Origin of the sequence: Rothia sp. HSID18067 (genome assembly GCF_003989445.1) — a bacterium.
Classification (GTDB): domain Bacteria; phylum Actinomycetota; class Actinomycetes; order Actinomycetales; family Micrococcaceae; genus Rothia; species Rothia aeria.
In genome coordinates this window covers 228,669-247,682 of the sequence record NZ_RBMF01000002.1, presented here as the reverse complement: position 1 = coordinate 247,682, position 19,014 = coordinate 228,669, and the positions used below count along the sequence as shown (strand labels likewise).

General features: G+C 55.4%; 19 protein-coding genes and 1 tRNA gene. 13 read left to right on the top strand and 7 right to left on the bottom strand.

The features are described 5' to 3' along the window. The first annotated feature begins 11 nt into the window (after positions 1-11). A tRNA-Leu gene (locus D8M23_RS06175) sits at positions 12-85 on the top strand. A 286-nt stretch (positions 86-371) separates the two neighbouring features. On the opposite strand, the gene D8M23_RS06170 is transcribed toward D8M23_RS06175, so the two are convergent. Beyond that, complete coding sequence (locus D8M23_RS06170) at positions 372-803, bottom strand: DoxX family protein (protein ID WP_126854098.1); 432 nt, start codon at positions 801-803, stop codon at positions 372-374. A 203-nt stretch (positions 804-1,006) separates the two neighbouring features. Further along, positions 1,007-2,023, bottom strand: coding sequence for a GmrSD restriction endonuclease domain-containing protein (locus D8M23_RS06165; protein WP_126854097.1), 1,017 nt, complete (start codon positions 2,021-2,023; stop codon positions 1,007-1,009). A 577-nt stretch (positions 2,024-2,600) separates the two neighbouring features. Between D8M23_RS06165 and D8M23_RS06160 the strand changes: the two genes are divergently transcribed. Continuing rightward, positions 2,601-3,542 carry an HAD family hydrolase gene (locus D8M23_RS06160; RefSeq protein WP_126854096.1) on the top strand — a complete coding sequence of 314 codons (942 nt, stop codon included), beginning with the start codon at positions 2,601-2,603 and terminating at the stop codon, positions 3,540-3,542. A 44-nt stretch (positions 3,543-3,586) separates the two neighbouring features. On the opposite strand, the gene D8M23_RS06155 is transcribed toward D8M23_RS06160, so the two are convergent. Then, entirely contained in the window at positions 3,587-4,192 is a 606-nt protein-coding gene (locus D8M23_RS06155) for a TetR family transcriptional regulator (protein WP_126499669.1), read from the bottom strand. Between the two features lie 106 nt (positions 4,193-4,298). Between D8M23_RS06155 and D8M23_RS06150 the strand changes: the two genes are divergently transcribed. The 4 genes from D8M23_RS06150 to ilvA all read left to right on the top strand — a co-directional run bounded on the left by D8M23_RS06150 (position 4,299) and on the right by ilvA (position 9,543). Next, a complete protein-coding gene (locus D8M23_RS06150) occupies positions 4,299-5,513 on the top strand; it encodes an MFS transporter (protein ID WP_238693781.1) in 1,215 nt (404 codons plus the stop codon). A gap of 198 nt (positions 5,514-5,711) precedes the next feature. Beyond that, positions 5,712-6,653 carry a Bax inhibitor-1/YccA family protein gene (locus D8M23_RS06145; protein WP_126854095.1) on the top strand — a complete coding sequence of 314 codons (942 nt, stop codon included), beginning with the start codon at positions 5,712-5,714 and terminating at the stop codon, positions 6,651-6,653. 149 nt (positions 6,654-6,802) lie between these two features. Further along, a complete protein-coding gene (locus D8M23_RS06140; protein ID WP_126854094.1) occupies positions 6,803-8,128 on the top strand; it encodes an AI-2E family transporter in 1,326 nt (441 codons plus the stop codon). A 161-nt stretch (positions 8,129-8,289) separates the two neighbouring features. Further along, positions 8,290-9,543 (top strand): threonine ammonia-lyase, encoded by a 1,254-nt coding sequence (ilvA, locus tag D8M23_RS06135; protein ID WP_126854093.1) that lies wholly within the window; start codon positions 8,290-8,292, stop codon positions 9,541-9,543. A gap of 105 nt (positions 9,544-9,648) precedes the next feature. On the opposite strand, the gene D8M23_RS06130 is transcribed toward ilvA, so the two are convergent. The 3 genes from D8M23_RS06130 to D8M23_RS06120 form a co-directional block, all read right to left on the bottom strand. After that, positions 9,649-9,984 (bottom strand): hypothetical protein, encoded by a 336-nt coding sequence (locus D8M23_RS06130; RefSeq protein ID WP_023133802.1) that lies wholly within the window; start codon positions 9,982-9,984, stop codon positions 9,649-9,651. Positions 9,985-10,130: 146 nt separating this feature from the next. Further along, positions 10,131-10,634: a transcription elongation factor GreA gene (gene greA / locus D8M23_RS06125; RefSeq protein WP_126854092.1), complete on the bottom strand. Its 504-nt coding sequence runs from the start codon at positions 10,632-10,634 to the stop codon at positions 10,131-10,133. Between the two features lie 187 nt (positions 10,635-10,821). Next, positions 10,822-11,304, bottom strand: coding sequence for a DUF4307 domain-containing protein (locus tag D8M23_RS06120; RefSeq protein ID WP_126854091.1), 483 nt, complete (start codon positions 11,302-11,304; stop codon positions 10,822-10,824). A 205-nt stretch (positions 11,305-11,509) separates the two neighbouring features. Between D8M23_RS06120 and mca the strand changes: the two genes are divergently transcribed. From mca to D8M23_RS06085, 7 genes are all read left to right on the top strand, one after another. Next, positions 11,510-12,478 (top strand): mycothiol conjugate amidase Mca, encoded by a 969-nt coding sequence (gene mca / locus D8M23_RS06115; RefSeq protein WP_126854090.1) that lies wholly within the window; start codon positions 11,510-11,512, stop codon positions 12,476-12,478. Between the two features lie 238 nt (positions 12,479-12,716). Next, on the top strand, positions 12,717-13,061 hold the full coding sequence (locus D8M23_RS06110) for a hypothetical protein (protein ID WP_023133805.1): 345 nt from the start codon (positions 12,717-12,719) through the stop codon (positions 13,059-13,061). 7 nt (positions 13,062-13,068) lie between these two features. Then, positions 13,069-13,866, top strand: a complete 798-nt coding sequence (gene uppS, locus D8M23_RS06105) for a polyprenyl diphosphate synthase (RefSeq protein WP_051122052.1) — start codon at positions 13,069-13,071, stop codon at positions 13,864-13,866. 100 nt (positions 13,867-13,966) lie between these two features. Beyond that, a complete protein-coding gene (locus tag D8M23_RS06100; RefSeq protein ID WP_126854089.1) occupies positions 13,967-14,494 on the top strand; it encodes a prepilin peptidase in 528 nt (175 codons plus the stop codon). A 48-nt stretch (positions 14,495-14,542) separates the two neighbouring features. Further along, complete coding sequence (locus D8M23_RS06095) at positions 14,543-15,049, top strand: NUDIX hydrolase (RefSeq protein ID WP_126854088.1); 507 nt, start codon at positions 14,543-14,545, stop codon at positions 15,047-15,049. A 222-nt stretch (positions 15,050-15,271) separates the two neighbouring features. After that, positions 15,272-15,574 carry a DUF6423 family protein gene (locus tag D8M23_RS06090; RefSeq protein ID WP_126854087.1) on the top strand — a complete coding sequence of 101 codons (303 nt, stop codon included), beginning with the start codon at positions 15,272-15,274 and terminating at the stop codon, positions 15,572-15,574. Positions 15,575-16,047: 473 nt separating this feature from the next. Next, complete coding sequence (locus D8M23_RS06085) at positions 16,048-17,262, top strand: MFS transporter (protein WP_126854086.1); 1,215 nt, start codon at positions 16,048-16,050, stop codon at positions 17,260-17,262. A 174-nt stretch (positions 17,263-17,436) separates the two neighbouring features. On the opposite strand, the gene D8M23_RS06080 is transcribed toward D8M23_RS06085, so the two are convergent. Next, positions 17,437-18,843, bottom strand: a complete 1,407-nt coding sequence (locus tag D8M23_RS06080) for a class II fumarate hydratase (RefSeq protein WP_126854085.1) — start codon at positions 18,841-18,843, stop codon at positions 17,437-17,439. Positions 18,844-19,014 lie beyond the last annotated feature (171 nt).

Genomic DNA, 19,014 nt, shown 5'->3' with positions numbered 1-19,014 from the left:
GGCCGGTTCAGGCCCCTATAGCCCAATTGGCAGAGGCAGCAGACTTAAAATCTGCCCAGTGTGGGTTCGAGTCCCACTGGGGGCACTGCTACTATGCAGCACATAAGCCTCACACGTACCGCGGTTTACACCGTAACGTGTGGGGCTTTGCTGTACCCGGTGGGGCTCTGACCGGAGCCGTCTTTATAAATCAGTTTCTGCCCGGTCAAGATATACTGGGATGCGCTTGTCGTATCACCGGGTCTCTTGCACGCCTTGGAGGCGGAGGCATAGCAGCGCCCTGCCAGCGTGTGAGCGGCAGGGCGCTTTTAGGTAATAAATGTAGTTTGTGAAGGTTGGTGGGTGTGCCTTGGCGCACCCGGCTAAGGGGGCTAGCTCTTCTTAGCGCCGCGGTGGGGCAGGAGCGCATCAATGGAGTATTTGCCGCCGCCGACGAGGATAAACATAATGGCCGCCATGCCCAGTACAAAGACGTACTCAAAACCGGCCCCGGTTTTCGGGTCGATGATGAAGGGGGCATTGACGTGAACAAAGATGTAGGCGCCCGCCATGGCGATGGTGATGGCTGCTGCTGCGATGCGTGTTCCGATACCCAGCAGCAGCATAATACCGCCGATGAGTTCGGCACCAATGGTGAAGTAGGCTGATAGTTCGGGGGCTGGAATACCCATTTTGGCGAAGATTGCTCCTTGCGCGGTGGGCCCATTGAGGAAGGCTTTTTGGAAGCCGTGCATGATGAATGTGAAGCCTAGTGCTAGGCGGAAAATAAGAAGACCGAGTGATGCAGTGCTGTCTTTAGTCATGAGAGTACCTTGCCAGAAATTTACTTTCTTTATCAAGCAAATATGAAAGAAAGGCCTCTGAATACAGCTTATTCACAGCTAAATCACAGGTTTAGCGTGATGTGCATCTCAAAAATAGTGCGTGTATGAAGAAGCATGACATTTCATGAATAGTCACTCATGAGAGGTCGGTTCATACACGCACCAAAGAAGCAGCCGGTACTTTAGTGTTTCGTTGTCACCTCACAGGCCACACCATCACCATCTCGATCCAGCGCCGCCCGGTATCCCGGCTGTCCACGCCGAATAGGGGCTGCCCCGGCAGCCTGCGCCTCCGCACAGGTTTTGTAATACGTTCCTGCAGAATCGGGTTCCTGTGTAGGCGCTTGCACCCGAGCCTGCGGCGTACCCCGCGTGGGCTCAGTAATAGGGGAGGCCACGGGAGTGTGCTCAATGGTGCCGGAGTTTTCCGAGCTCACACAGTCATTGAGCACCCGTACCATCGCCTCCTTTTCGGCTGCCTTAACCCACAGCCCATACTTCGCCTTAATGCGCACCTGCTTCTCCACATAGATGCACCGGTACGCCTTATTAGCTGGCAGCCAGGTAGCCGCGTCTGCATCGCTCTTCTGCTGGTTAGCCGCCCCATCTACAGCGAGCAGATTATCGGGGTCATTGGCGAGTTCAATGCGCTGCTGCTTCGACAGCTCTTGAGCGCCAGTCTGCCACGCGTCAGACAGGGCTACTACGTGATCGATCTGCACCGCGCGGGAGGTGTCTTTTCCGCGTCTAAAGTGGATGCTCACCCCCGTATACGGATCCTCTAGGGTGCCGCTGAGCACTGTGCAGGCGCGTGTTCCTGGTTTAACCGTCACCTCGTACAGATCGCGGCGCAGAATATCGTTGCGGGTATCGCACCCGTTACGGTCGGTGTCTGTCCAGGCATGCCCGAACTGATCCCGCGAATACCCGGTTTTGGGCGCGCGGCCCTTGATCGGTAGGGACTGCAGGGTTGTTAAGGCGCTGGCTGCATCCGATACATTCGCAGCTGGCAGTGCGGTTACGGGGTTGGCTTCCTGCTCGGGAGAGATTCCGGTATCGTGCGTCTGCTCTTCAGCGTCCTCTTCCTGGGTTTCAAAGGCAGCGGCTGGGCTGACATAGGGGGTGCTGCTGGGTGAAGATAACTGGTTGTGGGGATTTGCTGCAGTGGGTGAAGCGCTTGATGCTGTGGGTCCTTCCACTGTGACAGTTTCGGTGGAACACCCGCTCAGTATCAGTGCACATACTACAGCGAATGAAGATATGGCCATAGTGGCCGGTTTTTGTGTGCGGCGAAAGCGCGCAGGCATAAGTTTTCCTTGAGTGAGTGAGCTATTGAGTGAGAGTGAGCTGGATGCCGTTCGCACCTGCGTGAGTTATCGGGTGATACAACAACGTATCGGTGCTAAAACATCCACATATATTATATAAAACCGACCCCGGCCCCACCGGCGAATTCGGTCACATGCGGAAGCTATTTTGAGTGTATCTGAACACGCATGAGTACCGTAGTGGGGAGTGCGTCTAAAGCAGCGGTGCACAAATGGCGAAACGGGATGTTTTTAGCGGGCTAAAGTTCTGATGGTAGCTTTCTTCATCGGCGAGAAACGGTTTATATGTATGTTTTACGCGGGGTTCCAGGGGCGGGGTGAGACTCCCGGCGGGCACGTAAGAAACAGGGCAAAAGCACCGGGTTTTGGTATTGCCGCTATTGGCCGTTGGTGGTGGTGATATGAGAGCCTTAAACTTATCCACCCTTCATGGAACGGAAAAACTAGTATGCCCGAAATCTTTGCTGCCTCCTCGCCCGCGAACCCCAGAGTCACCCCGCGTCTAATTGCTGTTGATATGGACGGCACTTTCCTGACGGACGCTAAAACCTTCGACACCGACCGGTTTGAACGTATTCTGCCTCGCTTACAGGCACACGGTATCTATTTTGTGGTGGCCAGCGGTAACACATACACCAAACTCACCGACTATATGAAAGGGTTTGAGAACCGGGGCATTATCTATATTGCTGAGAACGGTGCCTACCTTGCCGATGATTCGGGAGAGCTGGCCGTTCACCCTTTCAAAGAGGCAGATGTACCGCATGTGTATGAGGTACTAGATACCCTGCCGCAGATTGGTGTGATTCTCTGTACAACTGAGAGTATTTTTATACCGTACAACCGGCAGGGCGCTGTCACCAGTATTGTGCAGGACTATTTCGCTGCTCAAGGTCAGCCGGTTCCGCAGGGGCTTGACCCCTATTCTTTTGTTCTCATGTTCTACCCGAGTGCTGAGCGCATCACCGACTACTCTCAAGTGCGTGGGGAACTTATTAAAATCTCGGTGCAGACTGTTCGGGCTGATACCCACAGTGTGCTTGAGACTCTTCAGCGTGAGCTGCCGCCTCAAGTTATCCCTCTGGCCAGTGGCTTTGGTGCCATTGATCTAGTGCGTGAGGGAGTGAATAAAGCCGGGGGTCTGCGTGATCTATGCGAGCGTCTGAACGTACATCCGCAGGAAGTTCTAGCCTTTGGTGATGGCGATAATGACCGTGAGATGCTGGCTTTTGTTGGTACAGGGGTTGCGATGGGGCACGCATCACAGGCGCTGCGAGCGGTAGCCGATGAGGTCATCGGCTCGCATAATGACGGTGCTGTGCTGACCTACTGCGAAAAGCTGCTCGATATTTTAGACGCCCAAAGGGCGGATAACTGCATGCAGTTCTAAAATGCACGGTATGTCTGTTGTCCATGTACGTTTGGCTAAAAATATTAGCGTTCATCGCGGGTGTGATGCGGGCACCCTAGGCGTCGTGCTGCTGCTACGACAGCGGCGCGGCGTTTAGCATGTTCTTCTTCTGTCGGCTCACCGCAGAGCATGCGGGAAATTTGCGGCATGGCCGACCACCATCCCACGATGGCGAGAATAAAAAGCACCAGATAGGTGGCGTCTATATCATCTGTGACAGTTCCAGTTTCTTGTCCGGCGCGTACCGCTTCTGCCTTGAACGCATAGTGATTGCGTCGGTAGTGTTCGTTAGGAACTTCGCCATCAATCGTAAGGGATTCCCAGCGGAGCAGACGCATTAGATCGGGATTCTCGCGATGGTAATCGTACATGCGACCGGCATAATCACCTATATCTTCTGTTGCAAATGATGTGAGGCCAACGGTTTTGGCGATCTGTTCAAGTTCTTCACGCAGAATATTCTTGAAGAGTTCTTGCTTGTTCCCAAAATAGTTATAGATACGTTCTTTATTCACTTTCGCCCTTTTGGCGATACGCTCCACTGTCGTCCCGTCGGGGCCGTGTGCAGTAAATTCGGTAAGGGCTGCATTTTTGATCTTTTGTTTCGTATTTTCGGTATCCCAAGCCATACAACCGTTTTTCCTTTCATTGAATCCAACAATAGGGTTGCAAATTATTCCTCCATGGTACTAGGCTTAATTCCAACGCTTACGTTGGAAAAGAGGTGGGGTAACCATGGACCCTAAAAAATCGGGGATACATACCGTTGTGCAGGTACCATCCTCCCGAAAGTACCCAGCAACGGGGATGACTGTGGCGGTCCTTGTGACAACAGCGTTACTGGTGCTCACCCAGCTTTACTCTTCTATACCTCTGCTCCCAGCGGTATCTGAGACTTTTCACACCGATGCCACGTATGTGCTCTCTGTTAGTTTTAGTTTTGCGTATGCGATTGGGTTCCTCATATGGGGGCCCATTTCCGACCACTACGGGCGGGTCAAAGTGGTATGTATTGCGCTTCTAGTTCTTATATTCACCACAGCCGGGTGTGCTTTTGCTACCTCAGCTGGTTTACTTACCGTTCTTCGGGCATGTCAGGGGTTGGCGGCGGCTGGCTTCGCTCCAGTTGCTCTTGCCTATATGACGGAGGCGGTTCCGCCTGAGCACCGTGCTCGGGCTATTGGTGCTATATCAACCGCATTCTTGGCAGCAGGAATTCTGGGTCAGGTGGTTGCATCAGCAATCGTGCTGAGCGTGGGGTGGCAGTGGTTCTTCGGGATCTGCTCTCTCCTGCTCATGGGGACCTTTGTCTTGGCTCTGCTGACCATGTCTGAGCAGCCACGTTCAACACCCCGTGTATCATTACGTACACAATTTGCTACCTTAGGTGTGCTGTTTATTAAGCCAGTGTTTCTTCTCTTGGGTCTGGCCCATCTGACGCTTTTGCTCTCCTTTGTAGCGTTATACACAGGGCTGGGGCGGCACCTCAATACTCTGGGGGTCTCAGAATCCGCTATTATCCTGGTGCGTCTTGCCGCATTCCCTAGTATGTTCGTGAGTCTTGCCGCTGGGGCACTCGCCCGAAAATATGGGGTGTTGAGGGTTGCGCAGATTGGCTTTGGAATATCTTTGGTAGGTCTTCTGGGCGAGTTCTTAAGCACAAACGTGCTCGTTGGGATTATTCTCACCAGCCTAGTGTATGTGGCCGGTGTAGCACTTGCGATTCCTTCAATGATTACTCTCTACGGTGGGGCAGCTGCACCTCATCGTGCCAGTGGTATGGCAATTAACGGTTTTGTGCTTTTCGTAGGGGCAAGTGCAGGGCCTCTTATCGGGGCGTTGCCGGTTAGTTTCTCAATACTTACTCTGCTGCTTACTGGCTTAATGGTGGTGGCCTCTTGCGCGCTTCTGGCTATCTCATCTCTGGCTTTATTCAAGCAGGCCGTTTAAGGGGGTGGTGTTTTGGTGCAGAGTACGCTTCGTGCCCCAGCTTGTGAGCATTATTCTTTGGGATGACTCCGCCCTTCGAGAGGTGGACCCTATATCCTCTATGAATTCGCCTAGAACGTACTATCTGTAACTTCGGGAAGCTATTGGTAGGTTCTTTAGGTAAAATAGAAAAAATCTATATTTACCGGAGGGAAGAACATGGCGGGCAACCCGTTCATTAACTCAATCATTAAGAAAAACCGGCAGGGCGGTGACCCCCGTTTTGGCCGTTTTGGTGCCGGTGGGCAAGCTGCGCAGCAGAACCAGTACCCGCAGGGCCAGTACCAGCAGAACCCGTACGGGGCACAGTACTCCAGCGAACCCCAGCAGTACCAGGGCGGCTACCCGCAGGGGTACGGCCAGCCTGAATACCAGAACCAGCCGGGATACGATCAGCAGTACGCTCAGCAGCCGGGCTACAGCCCGGTTATTGAGGGCGAACGCCTGACCATGAACGACGTCATCATGAAGACCGGGCTGAGCCTGGCCGTCGTGGTGCTTGGTGCAGCGGTGGGCTGGTATATGCCCATTCTCCTGGTTGTGGGCCTTATCGGTGGGCTGGTTCTTGGGCTGGTTAACGGTTTCAAGCGTAAGGTGTCGCCGGTTTTGGTGCTGGCATACGCTTTAGCGGAGGGTCTGCTCCTTGGCGGTCTTTCCGGCCTGCTCAATGCGCGGTACCCAGGTATCGCTCTTCAGGCTGTGATTGCCACCGTCGTGGTGTTTGGCACGCTCCTGGCGCTGTTTGCAAACGGCAAGATTCGGGCCACCCCTAAACTCACCAAGATCTTCTTGGGCGCTTCGCTGGGGTACCTGGCGTTCTTCGTTGTCTCGTGGGGTGTTTCGCTCTTTACGCACACCTCCCTCATGAACACCAGCGTTGCTGGCCTGCCGCTGGGGCTCATCGTGGGCGTGTTTGGCGTGGCTCTGGCATCGTACTCGCTGGTGCTTGATTTCACTAACACCACTGAGGCCGTTGAGGCAGGTCTGCCCGAGCGTGAATCGTGGCGTTTGGCTTTCGGCCTGACCGCCTCCCTGGTGTGGCTGTACATTGAGATCCTGCGTATCCTCATGTATCTGGCAAGCATCTTTAACGATAACTAAATAAGATGTTCAACCGGCGGTGCTTACCCCAGCGCCGCCGGTTTTTCGTCTAAAGAACCCTGGTGGGGTACGGTTTATGGGGAGGGTACACCGTTCCATGATGTGCCCCGCTTGCGCTTTCGTGTAGCGAAAATAATTGAGGAGAGCCGATGGGCCAAACACCCGATACGAACGATACAGCACCTACAAAAAATACTACGGTTCCTTTTGCCCTTGAGACCGCCGCGGCCTGGTCGTGGCGGCTGTTGGTGGTTGCCGGAGCAGGATGGGTTCTCTGGCAGGGACTGGCGAAAGTATCCCTACTCGTTATTTCGCTCATGGTTGCGGCTCTGCTGGCGGCCCTGCTAAGCCCCGCCGTGTACGCCCTGCGTAAACGCGGCGTACGCGCAGGTGCGGCTACCGCCATCGCCGAAATCGGCATGATCGTGGGTCTGCTGGCGCTGGTGGCGCTTACCGGGCAGCAGCTTGCCCAGGGGTTCGTCTCGTTATGGGGTAAAGTCCTCGAAGGGTACAACGAGCTGGTGCACTGGCTCGATAATATGGGGTACTCGCTTGGGGCAGAGCAGCTGAACCAGCTGCTGGAGCAGGGCAGGAAACTAGCCTCTGAGAACCCCAGTTCCATTGTCCGCGGGGTCTCTGAAGTGGGCAGCACCGCCGCCGAGGTGGCGACCGGAACTCTTATCACCCTGTTCACCCTCGTGTTCTTCCTCATGGAGGGCGAACGCATCTGGCTGTTTATTGTGGGACTTCTCCCGCGGCGGGCACGCGACGCTGTTAACGGTGCAGGGCGCGCTGGGTGGAAGTCCCTGGGCGCGTATGTGCGGGTGCAGATTCTTGTGGCCGCTATTGATGCGGTAGGTATCGGCATTGGTGCCGCAATCTTGGGTGTGCCGCTGGCCATACCATTGGGTGTGCTTGTGTTCTTGGGGTCGTTCATCCCCGTGATTGGTGCTTTGCTCTCTGGGGCGGTGGCGGTTCTTCTGGCGCTGGTGGCTTTAGGGCCGGTGCAGGCGCTCATTATGATCGGCATTGTGCTGCTGGTGCAGCAGCTTGAGTCGCACATCCTGCAGCCGCTGATTATGGGCAAGGCGGTGTCTTTGCACCCGCTGGCCGTAATTTTCGCGGTGGCCGGTGGGTCCATGATTTTCGGGGCTACGGGTGCGCTGTTCGCGGTTCCTGTGCTCGCACTGGTCAATTCCGTGGTGCGGTACTTGGCCTCTCGCGGCTGGGAGAACGACCCGCAGCTACGTACCGAAGAGTTCCTTTTCCCGCACGAAGTGCGCCGTCGTGAAGCTGTCAAACGCCGCCGTGGTGCGGTTGAAGACGCTGCTGAGCGCGTTCGGGGGCGGGCACGCACAGCTGCTGTCCGTGACGAAGAACCCGCCGAGGAGCCTGCATCTGCAGAGCCTGCCTCCGCAGAAAATACTGATTCGCCCCAGGGTAAGAAACCCTCCCGGAAGCAGGGCAATAAGTAGCCGCTAATGTCGCGGTGTGGTGAGGCTTGTTCCAGTACTAAGCTGGGATGGGCCTCACCGTTTTATGCGGCGCAGGGCACGGTTTTGTGTTCTCTGAATACGGTATGCATCCACTAAAATAGTCAATAGATGTGCCCACCTGCGAATGGAACGGATTGAACGTGAACGCACCCCTTGATGACCTGCCTGTAACCCTATCTGAGATTGAGTCAGCAGCTAAACTGCTCACGGGGGTTATTGAGCGCACGCCGGTGGCGCATTCGCGGGCGTTGAGCCTCAAACTCGGTTCTGAGGTGTTCTTCAAATGCGAGAACCTGCAGCGTTCCGGCTCGTTTAAAGCACGCGGCGCGTATGTTCGTATGGCTAAACTTAGCGAGGCTGAGAAAGCACACGGTGTGGTGGCTGCATCGGCGGGAAATCACGCTCAGGGGGTGGCGATGGCGGCCGCTAAGCTGGGTATTAAAGCGCGCATTTACATGCCGCTGGGCGCTGCCCTCCCCAAAATTACTGCCACCCGCGACCACGGCGCGGAGGTTGAGCTGCACGGCACCACCGTGGATGAGGCACTGGCTGAGGCAAAACGCTACGCCGAGGCAACCGGCGCGGTGTTCGTGCACCCCTTCGATAATGAGGATATTATCGCCGGGCAGGGCACCATTGGGCTTGAGATCCTGGAGCAGGTGCCCGACGTAGACACCATCATTGTGGGCGTGGGCGGCGGCGGCCTGCTGGCGGGGCTCTCTACGGCGGTACGCGCTAAAGAAGCCCAACTGGGTAAGAAAATCCGTATTATCGGTGTTCAGGCTGAGCACGCGGCCGCATACCCGCTATCGCTGGCAGCAGATGCGCTGGTGCCATTGAAGAGGGTCTCTACCATCGCTGACGGTATTGCGGTGGGGCGCCCCGGCCAGCTGCCGTTCTCCATCATTAAAGAGCTGGTGGATGATGTGGCGACGGTGAGTGAGGACGACATCGCCCGTGCCCTTATCTTCCTCATGGAACGCAATAAGCTGGTGGTGGAGCCTGCCGGGTCGGTACCGGTGGCGGCACTGATGAACGGCAAACTCAAGGAAGAATACGGCGAGCTGGGCACTGTAGTGTGCGTGCTCTCGGGCGGTAATATCGATCCGATGCTCATGCTGAAAGTGATTCAGCGCGGCCTTTCGGCGGCAGGCCGGTACATGACAATTAAGATGATGCTCTCCGACCGTCCGGGCGAGCTGGCAACAATCTCACGCATTATCTCTGAGAACGATGCGAATGTTACCGGTGTGGACCACACGCGAGTGGGCGGATCCTTATCAATGGGCGACGTCTCGATCACGATCGATATGGAAACCAACGGCACTGAGCACTGCAACCGCGTCATTTCGGCCCTTGAGGAGGAGGGCTTCCGCCCGATTATCGTCTACTAAAGACCCGGGCGTGGGCTGCCCCCACACTATACCAACCGGTACCGTTGTGACCCTGTCGTTGCTGCAACGGGGCGGGGCTTGCATCCTGCCCGGGTGCCCGCCGTATTAGAGCAGGTCAAGAACCTTCACACTGTCCGTATCGCGTACAGTGAGGTCCTCCACCGGGATTTCCTTAAGGTAGAGCTTGTTCCCGCCCCGAATCTCGTACTGGTACATTCTGCGGTTGAGCGCATCAAAGACATACCCCAGATAGTGCCCTACCGCATGTTCCCGGGTGTCTTCGATGAAGTCTGTAATGAACAGGTGCTGTTTCTCCACCCCGATACGTGCGGCCATTTTAGCGAATTCCGCAGGAAAATCCTCCGGAAACAGCCGGGTGAGGTCCATAATATCCTGCAGAAAAATCTCGAGGGGAATATCGTCAAAAGCTACAGGTTCCATAGTTTTCCTTAAGAGGGGATATTGCAAGGGATACGCCCGAAACGGCCAGGGGAGCGGGCACTTGAAGGTGGGCGATAACGGTTACATAAAAACCCGGACTATACGAGTAGCCCGGGTTTTCACCTGAAACCTTTTGCGCCCAGAGCTTAGCCCTGGAACGGGGTGACTGAAATGATCTTAGCCACCAGATCGTTGCCGTTGGGTGCCTGGTAGGTGACCTCTTCACCCTGCTTGTGCCCCAGGATAGCCGCGCCCATGGGTGACTTTTCACTGAACACCTTCAGGTCACTGCCTTCTGGCAGGGTGCTTTCAACCTCGCGGGAGCCTAGCAGGAACTTCATGGGACGCCCAGCAATCTCTGCCTCGATCACCATACCGAGCGCAACCACCCCGTCGTCGCTGGGGGCCTCGCCCACGTTAGCGTTCTCTAGTAGGTGGGTGAGCTGCTTAATGCGGGCCTCATTCTTGCCCTGCTCGTCGCGTGCGGCATGGTAGCCGCCATTCTCACGCAAATCTCCTTCGTCGCGTGCGGCGGCGATGCGCTCCACGATCTCCTGACGGTACGGGCCGGAGAGGTGGTCAAGCTCTTCTTTTAGGCGGTCGTAGGCCTCCTGCGTCAGCCATGCACCATTGTTCTCGGTTGCTGCCATTGTTTTCCTTCGGTTGTGCGCCGGGCACGCCGGTGCGGGTGTGGGGCATACAGCCCCCTTTCGACTCTAGCCATTCTAAGACAGATACGAGTCAGAGCTAAACCGGGGCACTTTCCCCACCCCTGAATCCTGGAAGAAATGGTGTGCTGGTTGGGATAGCTGGGGGAGTCAGAAAGTAAGCTGGCGGCTACTTCTTACGGCACGAATCCACGGTCACGGTGGTCGCCTCAGAAAGGATACGTAAACTCACGCTGTGTCGGCTCACCCGCTCATTGCCCTGTTCGGCGGTATTCGGCGGAATCTCAACTTCAGTCCAGCCCACCGGAACACGCGAAGAGTTCAAAGCTTTGACCGAACAGATGGCCGCATCGTGCGGGTTTTTTGAGAGTTCAAACTCGCCGGATACCTCATCGTGACTCACCAGCGTGAACCCCGTGTCGCGGGCGCTGGGGCGTGCGGCGGCATCCGCCTGAACCCAAAACACGAAAGCCCCCGCCAGCAGGGTCACCACAACAGCTAGGGCCACCCACAGGCGGGTGGGAACTGTGCGACGGGGCCTGGGGGAACGGCCGTAACGGTCAGCCAGGTTTGGTGATGCCGGTGCGCCCGTAGCAGAAATTTTCGGGGTTTCCTCAACGGCGGGGTGATGACGGCGAGCGTCTGCGGTCATAAATACCTCCCAGCCGGTGCGTTAACAGTCATTGACGGGTTTCCTGTAACAACACGTTACAGCCGTTCATAAAGCGTCACGAGTACTAGGCACACGACGCGAATCTTCGGTACTATGTCACAACGAAGCGGTTATGTGCCTCTTCCATTTTAGTCCCTAAGCGGATACCACACAGACGGCACTAGATACTTGAAGGAACACACACGTGAGCGACGCTGTAGCAAGACTAAAAGCCCAGCTCCCCGAGCACCCCTCGGTGGATGAGCTAACCCCTCTCGCAGATGATTACACAGGCCTGCGTATTCTCGCAGTTCACGCCCACCCTGACGATGAGTCGTCTAAAGGTTCTGCCTCAGCAGCCGCATACACCGATAGGGGCGCCCGCTACATGGTCGCCACCATGACCGGCGGTGAACGTGGAGACATCCTGAATGAAGAGATTAAACACAGCCCCCGCGCCCACCGTGACCTTCCAGGGATGCGCCGCAGCGAAATGGCTGCCGCCGCGAAGGCGATCGGTATTGAGCACCGTTGGATGGGGTTTGTGGATTCCGGCCTGCCCGAAGGGGACCCTATGCCTCCGCTACCTTTTGGGTGCTTTGGGGTGCAGCCCCTTGAACGTGCGGCGGCACCGCTGGTGCGCCTGGTGCGCGAGTACCGCCCGCATGTGATGATCAGTTACGACGAGATCGGCGGGTACCCGCACCCCGACCATATCATGAGCCACAAAGTCGCTGTTGAGGCATACGAGAAAGCCGGTGACCCCGAAGCATACGTGGGGGAGGGACAGCCGTGGGCACCCCTGAAACTCTACTACGACCGTGCGTTTAATCCTGAACGGCTGGTTGCGGGACACGAATTTCTTATGGCTCGTGACGGGCAGAGCGTATTTTCGGGGTGGGTGGAAAACCTGGTTGATCAGGTCAGTACAGAAGGAATCCGTCACGAAAGCACCACGCGTATCCCCAGCTCCGCCTATTTCGACCGGCGCGACCAAGCGATGCTGGCCCACGCCTCACAAATCGACCCGAACGGCGCATTTTTTGCGATTCCTACAGAGGACGTGAAGAAGGTATGGCCGTGGGAAGACTACACGCTGATCGCCTCACGGGTACCGGTGGACCTGCCGGAGTGCTGCCTCGCCGACGGGCTGGATTATAAGGCGGCTGGCTAAAAGAGCCAGCGGAGGCACCCGCCCCAATCACGCCGCCCAGTACGAGCCGCCGAGGAGTATTGAACTTCAGATGATGCGCCGTTCGCCGCGCCGTCTGCCATCGGCTAACCCGAACCCTATTTTGGGGTTATTCCCAGGTGCCATATGTGCAGGATAGCTTGTGCCGCGCAATTGAGCGCGTAGAATGAAAGCTTAGACTTTATCCGCGCCGCACGGCTGAAGGCAACGCAGGAGAACCATGAGCCTTTTCGTTCTGAACGCTCTATTCGACGTCACACATGCCGTTCTGCAAGCTGCCCCCGAGGTAACTCCAGCTTCGAACCCTGACGGCAGTCCCGCCGGTTCCCCCGGTATCGGCGGATTTTTTGCGACCGCACTTTTGAGCCTGCTCGTGGTTGCCCTCGGCGTTGATATGACCCGCCGCACCCGCCGCCTCAGGTACCGTGCCCAGTACGCCGCCGCCCGGGAAGCCGAGCTAGCTGCCGCATCAGAACACGAGGGGGAAACACCCAACGAACCAGCTAAAGCTGGGGAGGATACCGCAACGGTAACCAAGGATGAGGTGGCCCGTGAGCGCCACTAACACCGCCATGATTCCGGTCATCACCGTACACGGCATAGCCGCAGAACCGGGCGTGACACCCGCCCCGAGCGTTTATGAACGTTCCCTCATTGACTCTTTAGCAGCACAGTCGCTGCCCGAGCACATTGGGGTGCTGGTGGACGGCAACCGCCGGTGGGCGGCCCAACGCGGGCTGAGTACCCGTGAAGGACACGCCGCAGGGGCAGAACGCATTATTGATTTTTTGGGGTGGTGCACCGAGCTGAACATCCCGCGAGTAACCCTTTACATGCTCTCCACCGAGAACCTCAAACGCCCCGCCGGGGAACTGAGCGGCTTAATCAGCGTGATTGACGAGTTCCTTAACCGGCTGGTGGCCAGCCGCGTAGGCCCCGTGAACGCAGTAGGAAACATCGCCATGCTACCGCAGAGCCTGCGCGCCACTTTAGAACAGGCTATAACAGCCACCTCCACGCTGCCCGGGGTGCAGGTAAATATTGCGGTTGGCTACGGTGGGCGCCAAGAGATCGCCGATGCGGTGCGTGAGCTGCTGCGTGACGCCGCCGCCGCAGGAACCTCCGTGCAGGAGCTGGCCGCCTCCCTAAGCGTGACCGACATTAACCAGCGGCTGTATACGCGCGGAATGCCCGACCCCGACCTGCTGATCCGTACCTCGGGGGAGCAGCGCCTCTCGGGGTTTATGACCTGGCAGAGCGCATACTCAGAACTGTACTTCTGCCGTGCCCTGTGGCCCGATTTCACACGCGTGGACTTTTTGCGGGCGTTGCGTGACTACGCGGGCCGTAACCGCCGGTTCGGATCCTAAGTCAGCTGCTGCCTGACCCCGTCAGGGGCTGTTCCGTACCGTTGCCAAGCATCAGGTACCGTTAATGGTTAGTGAGGTCATACCAGGGTAAGGCGGGCGCATGTACCAGGAAATCACCACCCTACTGCATGGCGGCGGCTGGTTAACCGTCGCCGCAGTGCTGCTGATACTGTACTGCCTGCACACCCTCATACAGGGGATACGGCTGTGGCGCGTGGACGTGCGTGAGCACCGCCTGCCGCGCAGTATCGTGTACTCAATGGTTCTGAGCACCTACACCGCCCTTCCCCTCGTGCTCCTCATGAAGGGCGATGCAGGTGCTATCGGCCGGGTATTCCTGGGCGGGGCGGTACTGTGGGTTTTCTACCTGCTGATGCGCGTCCTCTCCTTTGGGGCTCTTGGGCGCGGAGATGTACGGCTCGCTCTTGCACTCGGTGGGGCGCTCGCCTATTTTTCGATGGTGAACCTGGTGTGGGCTTCGCTCGTTACCTTTATTGTGGGTGGGGTATTCTCCTTGGCGCTGGTTCTGTTCGGTATGGCCCGCAGCGGCACGCGTGTAGCGTTCGGGCCGTTCATGCTTTTGGGGGCGCTCACCGGGTGGGTGTGGCCCGCCTACACCCTGTTCTAGGCGGCGCAGTAACCGCCGCACTATCGAGTTAAGAAGGAGGGCCATTAAGTGCCAACCCCCGAATACATCCTCACCCTGCGGGAGAAAATCGGTCATGACTACCTGTGGCTTTCGGGCGCTACGGCTGTTATCCGCCGCGACTCTGACCACCGTGTGCTGCTGGTGCGCCGCAGCGACAACGGCGCGTGGACACCCGTGACGGGTATCGTGGACCCCGGCGAGAACCCCGCACTGACATGCCTTCGGGAGGCGCATGAAGAGGCGGGGGTGGAGATTGAGGTGCTTGCGCTCGCGCAGCTCAAAGCCGACCCCGCCATGCAGTTCGGCAACGGGGACCGGTGCCAGTTTCTGGATCACACGTTTTTGTGCCGCTGGGTTGCTGGTGATGCGCGCGTCAATGATGACGAATCCACCCAAGTGCGTTGGGCGGATATGACGGACCCGACCGAGCGGGCCATGCTCTCAGAGAGGATGCTTGACCGTATTGATGCGGCCTTAGGCTATGACGGCCACTGCAGGTTTGGGTACGAATCGGTGTCACCGAAGGATTATTAGCCGCATTTTCGTGAATTTATCTGGGCCCAGGGCATAGCCTTGGGCCTTTTTGTTCTTTTGTGACGTCATCATACGTGTGAAGTATTTGGTTTGATTGTGTTTAATATGGATATTTGGATAAAAATCTGTCCTTGGGGTATTGGATTGGTTGGTTTTGGAGATTTTATGCAGATAAATTGTGATTCATGAAATAAAGAAGATGAAACATGAGATGCTTTATATATGACTCAAGTTATACCGGAAGTGGTGGCCCCTTACCAGTCACCCGAGAAAATTCGTCACGCCCAAGCTGTTTACAGTGCGGACCATCGGAGGTTGGGATTCTTCGATGGTGAGGTTCGCCCAGGAGAAGCAGTCTTAAAACAGTTTACAGTTCGTGCCTCCTCACGCCGTTTCTATATGAGCCATGGGCAGCGTCACCGTCCCCAAGTTGCTCCTATTGATGAGATTTTTTCTGAAATCCTCGAAGGATATGTGTTGGATTCCTCTTATGAGATTTATGTTCCAGTAGAAATTCGTTACTAATTAAAATGCCTACCCATTGTTGCAGTGGGTAGGCATTTTGGAGGGAAATATGGGAAACTATAGAAATTATATTTTCGGAACCCCAGGATATTTGTTGGATAGCCCGCGGGAAAGGGATAGAGTTTTTAAAAGCGGGGTTGATTTTAGAGGTTATTCAGTTGCTGACTCTGCTGATCCTGAAGTTCCTTTCGATATACGCTTCTCTTCAGGACTCTTTGGGCTCTTGTAGCGGGTCATCGTGTCTAGGAAGACATATTCTGAAAGGTGAGGTTCTTGCTCATAGGGGGTGGCTTGTTCGTGAGGATACAAGAGTAATTGTTAATATTATTTCTAGAAAAATTAAAATTCCGAGAACAACATTTCATTATTCCCCTTATAAGCATTTAAGGCATAATATTTCCTGTGAGTTAGGATTATCGTGCTCAGCGCGGATACTGGCTGCTATTCTCATGCGATCTAGAAAGGGGAAAGACATGATACATAAAATCCCATGGAGAATTTATGTAGCCCTCCTGGGTTCGTTAGTGGGTACAGGCATATATTCGTTCGCCTTGCCCATTGCCATCCTTGCTAGCACAGGCGAAATTGGTTTGGCTGGCATTATGGTAGTGGCAATGCAAATTCCCAATGTTGCTTTAGCCTATCCATTGGCAACACTATCTGATGGCCTGCCAAGGAAACCTATGATTGTGATCGCTGGTGCAGTTAATATCGTTAGTATCCTCGCTTTGACATTTATGGTTGAGTATCACCTGCTATCATGGATAACCATTGCGATCTTGGGCTTTATTAGTGGTGTATTCTCCGAGTTGGCTACGGCCTCAGAAGCTGGGTATATTCCGCAGCTTCTCGGAAAGGAAAATCTGCTATCGTATAATGCACGCCGTGAAATCTGTGAAGGAATATCTGCGATTATAGCGCCTCCGAGTGCAGGATTTATTGTTCTTGCTGCAGGCTCAACTATTGGTCTTTTGGTACCAGTAGCTCTATTCGCGATTGCTACTCTCGCCTATGCGACCTTGCCAGCTGTTGAGATGGATAAAACTACCACTGAGCCGAGTAAAACTACAAAACGTGGGTTTATTTATCGGATGTTTGATGGCATCCACTACATGCTCTCAGGTGCCCCACAGAAGCTTATTCTGATCTACACATTTTTTCTTGCTGCAGCTACGGCTTCGTATTCGCTCATTATTATTTATCGACTTTACAATGAGCTCTCTCTCGAAGCATCAGTAGTGGGCGTGATTATGGCATGCAGTGGGATTGGTGGTATCGCAGCAGCAATTATTATTGATCGTTGTCTATCCTTTGCCCATACACGAGGAATACTGCTTATTTCTAACATTATTTCTCTTCTAAGCATACCGTTAATATGTGTAAATGATAACCCTGTTATCCTTGGGTTTTTACTTTTTATCCTGGATGTAGGATGGGCATCAGGCTTTATCTTCTCAAACAACCTTCGTGATTGTATTACACCTAATGAGTTACTAGGACGTGCTAGCTCTCTCGATGGTGCTATATTTGGATTGGGAACGCTATACTCTATGTGTGCGGTAGCATTGATGCTTGATTACCTCGGCTCCTTTAAGGCAGCGCTCGTTGTTAGTATCCCAGCTGTAATCTGCCTTATCTATATGTTGATTCACTACAAAAAATTTAAAGTATTCAACATTGTTGACTAGTAGAAAAGAAAATACAGCCTGGTCTGAATGTAAGAGAGATATGACGGTACGGCCATCAACTATGTGTCAATATCGCCTACAGCAGAAGAGGCGACCTGCCGTAGCTGGCGGGTCGCCCCTTCTCTCATGGCTTAAGGTACGAACCTGACGAGAGGTTCAAAAAACAGATTAGATTCAGAAGTTTCCCAGCATCTTGGTGACATCCAGAGCTTCGTCGAGCTGAGCCTCGGTTACCTCACCGCGTTCAACGTAACCTAAAGCCACCACGGCATCGCGCACGGTGACCTTGTTCGCCACGGAATACTTGGCGATCTTCGCGGCGGCCTCGTACCCGATGAGCTTGTTCAGCGGGGTTACGGTCGAGGGCGATGCCTCCGCCAGGAAGCGGCAACGCTCCACATTGGCGCTCAGCCCGTCGATCATCTTCTCTGCCGCCACGCGAGAAACGTTGGCGAGCAGACGGATGGACTGGAGCAGGTTAGCTGCCATCACCGGAATGCCCACGTTCAGCTCGAAGGCTCCGTTGGTGGAGGACAGCGCGATGGTCGCATCATTACCAATTACCTGTGCCGCAACCATAATGGTAGCCTCACAAATCACCGGGTTTACCTTGCCGGGCATGATGGACGAGCCAGGCTGCAGATCGGGGATGTGCAGCTCGCCTAAACCAGTGTTCGGGCCCGAACCCATCCAACGAATATCGTTGCTGATCTTCATCAGACCGTAGGCGAGGGTACGCAGCTGACCGGAAACCTCAACCAGACCGTCACGGTTTGCCTGCGCCTCGAAATGGTTACGTGCCTCGGTCAGGGGCAGACCGGTTTCTTCGGCAAGCAGCTCGATCACGCGTGCCGAAAAGCCCGCCGGGGTATTGATGCCGGTGCCCACAGCGGTGCCGCCCAGGGGAACCTCAGCCACACGGGGCAGGGAAGCGTTCACTCGCTCAATGCCGTAACGCACGGTGGCGGCGTAGCCCGAGAATTCCTGGCCCAGGGTAATGGGGGTAGCATCCATCAGGTGGGTGCGTCCGGACTTGACAACGTCCTTGAACTCGGCGGACTTCTTTTCCAGCGATGCAGCGAGAACCTCAAGGGCGGGGATCAGCTCTTTGACCAGTGCCTCGGTCACGGCAACGTGCACGGAGGTGGGGAAAACATCGTTGGAAGACTGGGAGGCGTTCACATGGTCATTGGGGTGAACCTCAATACCTTGTGATTCCAGGGAACGGGTTGCCAATGTTGCCAGAACCTCGTTGGTGTTCATATTCGATGAGGTACCCGAACCGGTCTGGAAGACGTCAATGGGGAAATGCTCGTCGTACTCACCGGTTGCTACCAGATCCGCCGCTTCGCGGATAGCCTGGGCGCGCTCAGCGTCGAGCACCTGAAGTTCCTCATTGGCGGTCGCGGCGGCCTTCTTCACGAGGGCAAGAGCGCGAATGTGGGCTGATTCGAGGGTCTGCCCCGAAATCGGGAAGTTATCGACCGCGCGCTGGGTTTGTGCACGGTAGAGTGCGTTGGCGGGCACGCGAACTTCGCCCATGGTGTCATGTTCAATGCGGTATTCAATATTTTCAGCCATACCTCTAGGATAGGCGCAAAAATCATGCTGCCACTGCGATTTTGAAGATATTACATCCAGAAAATAGGGCGAAATTTTCCGCCTCAACCTTCAGAATGTAACGCCCCGCACCCTAAACGTTGGAACGCAATAGGGAGCGGGGTAAAGCCACAGAAAAATATGTGCTTATGT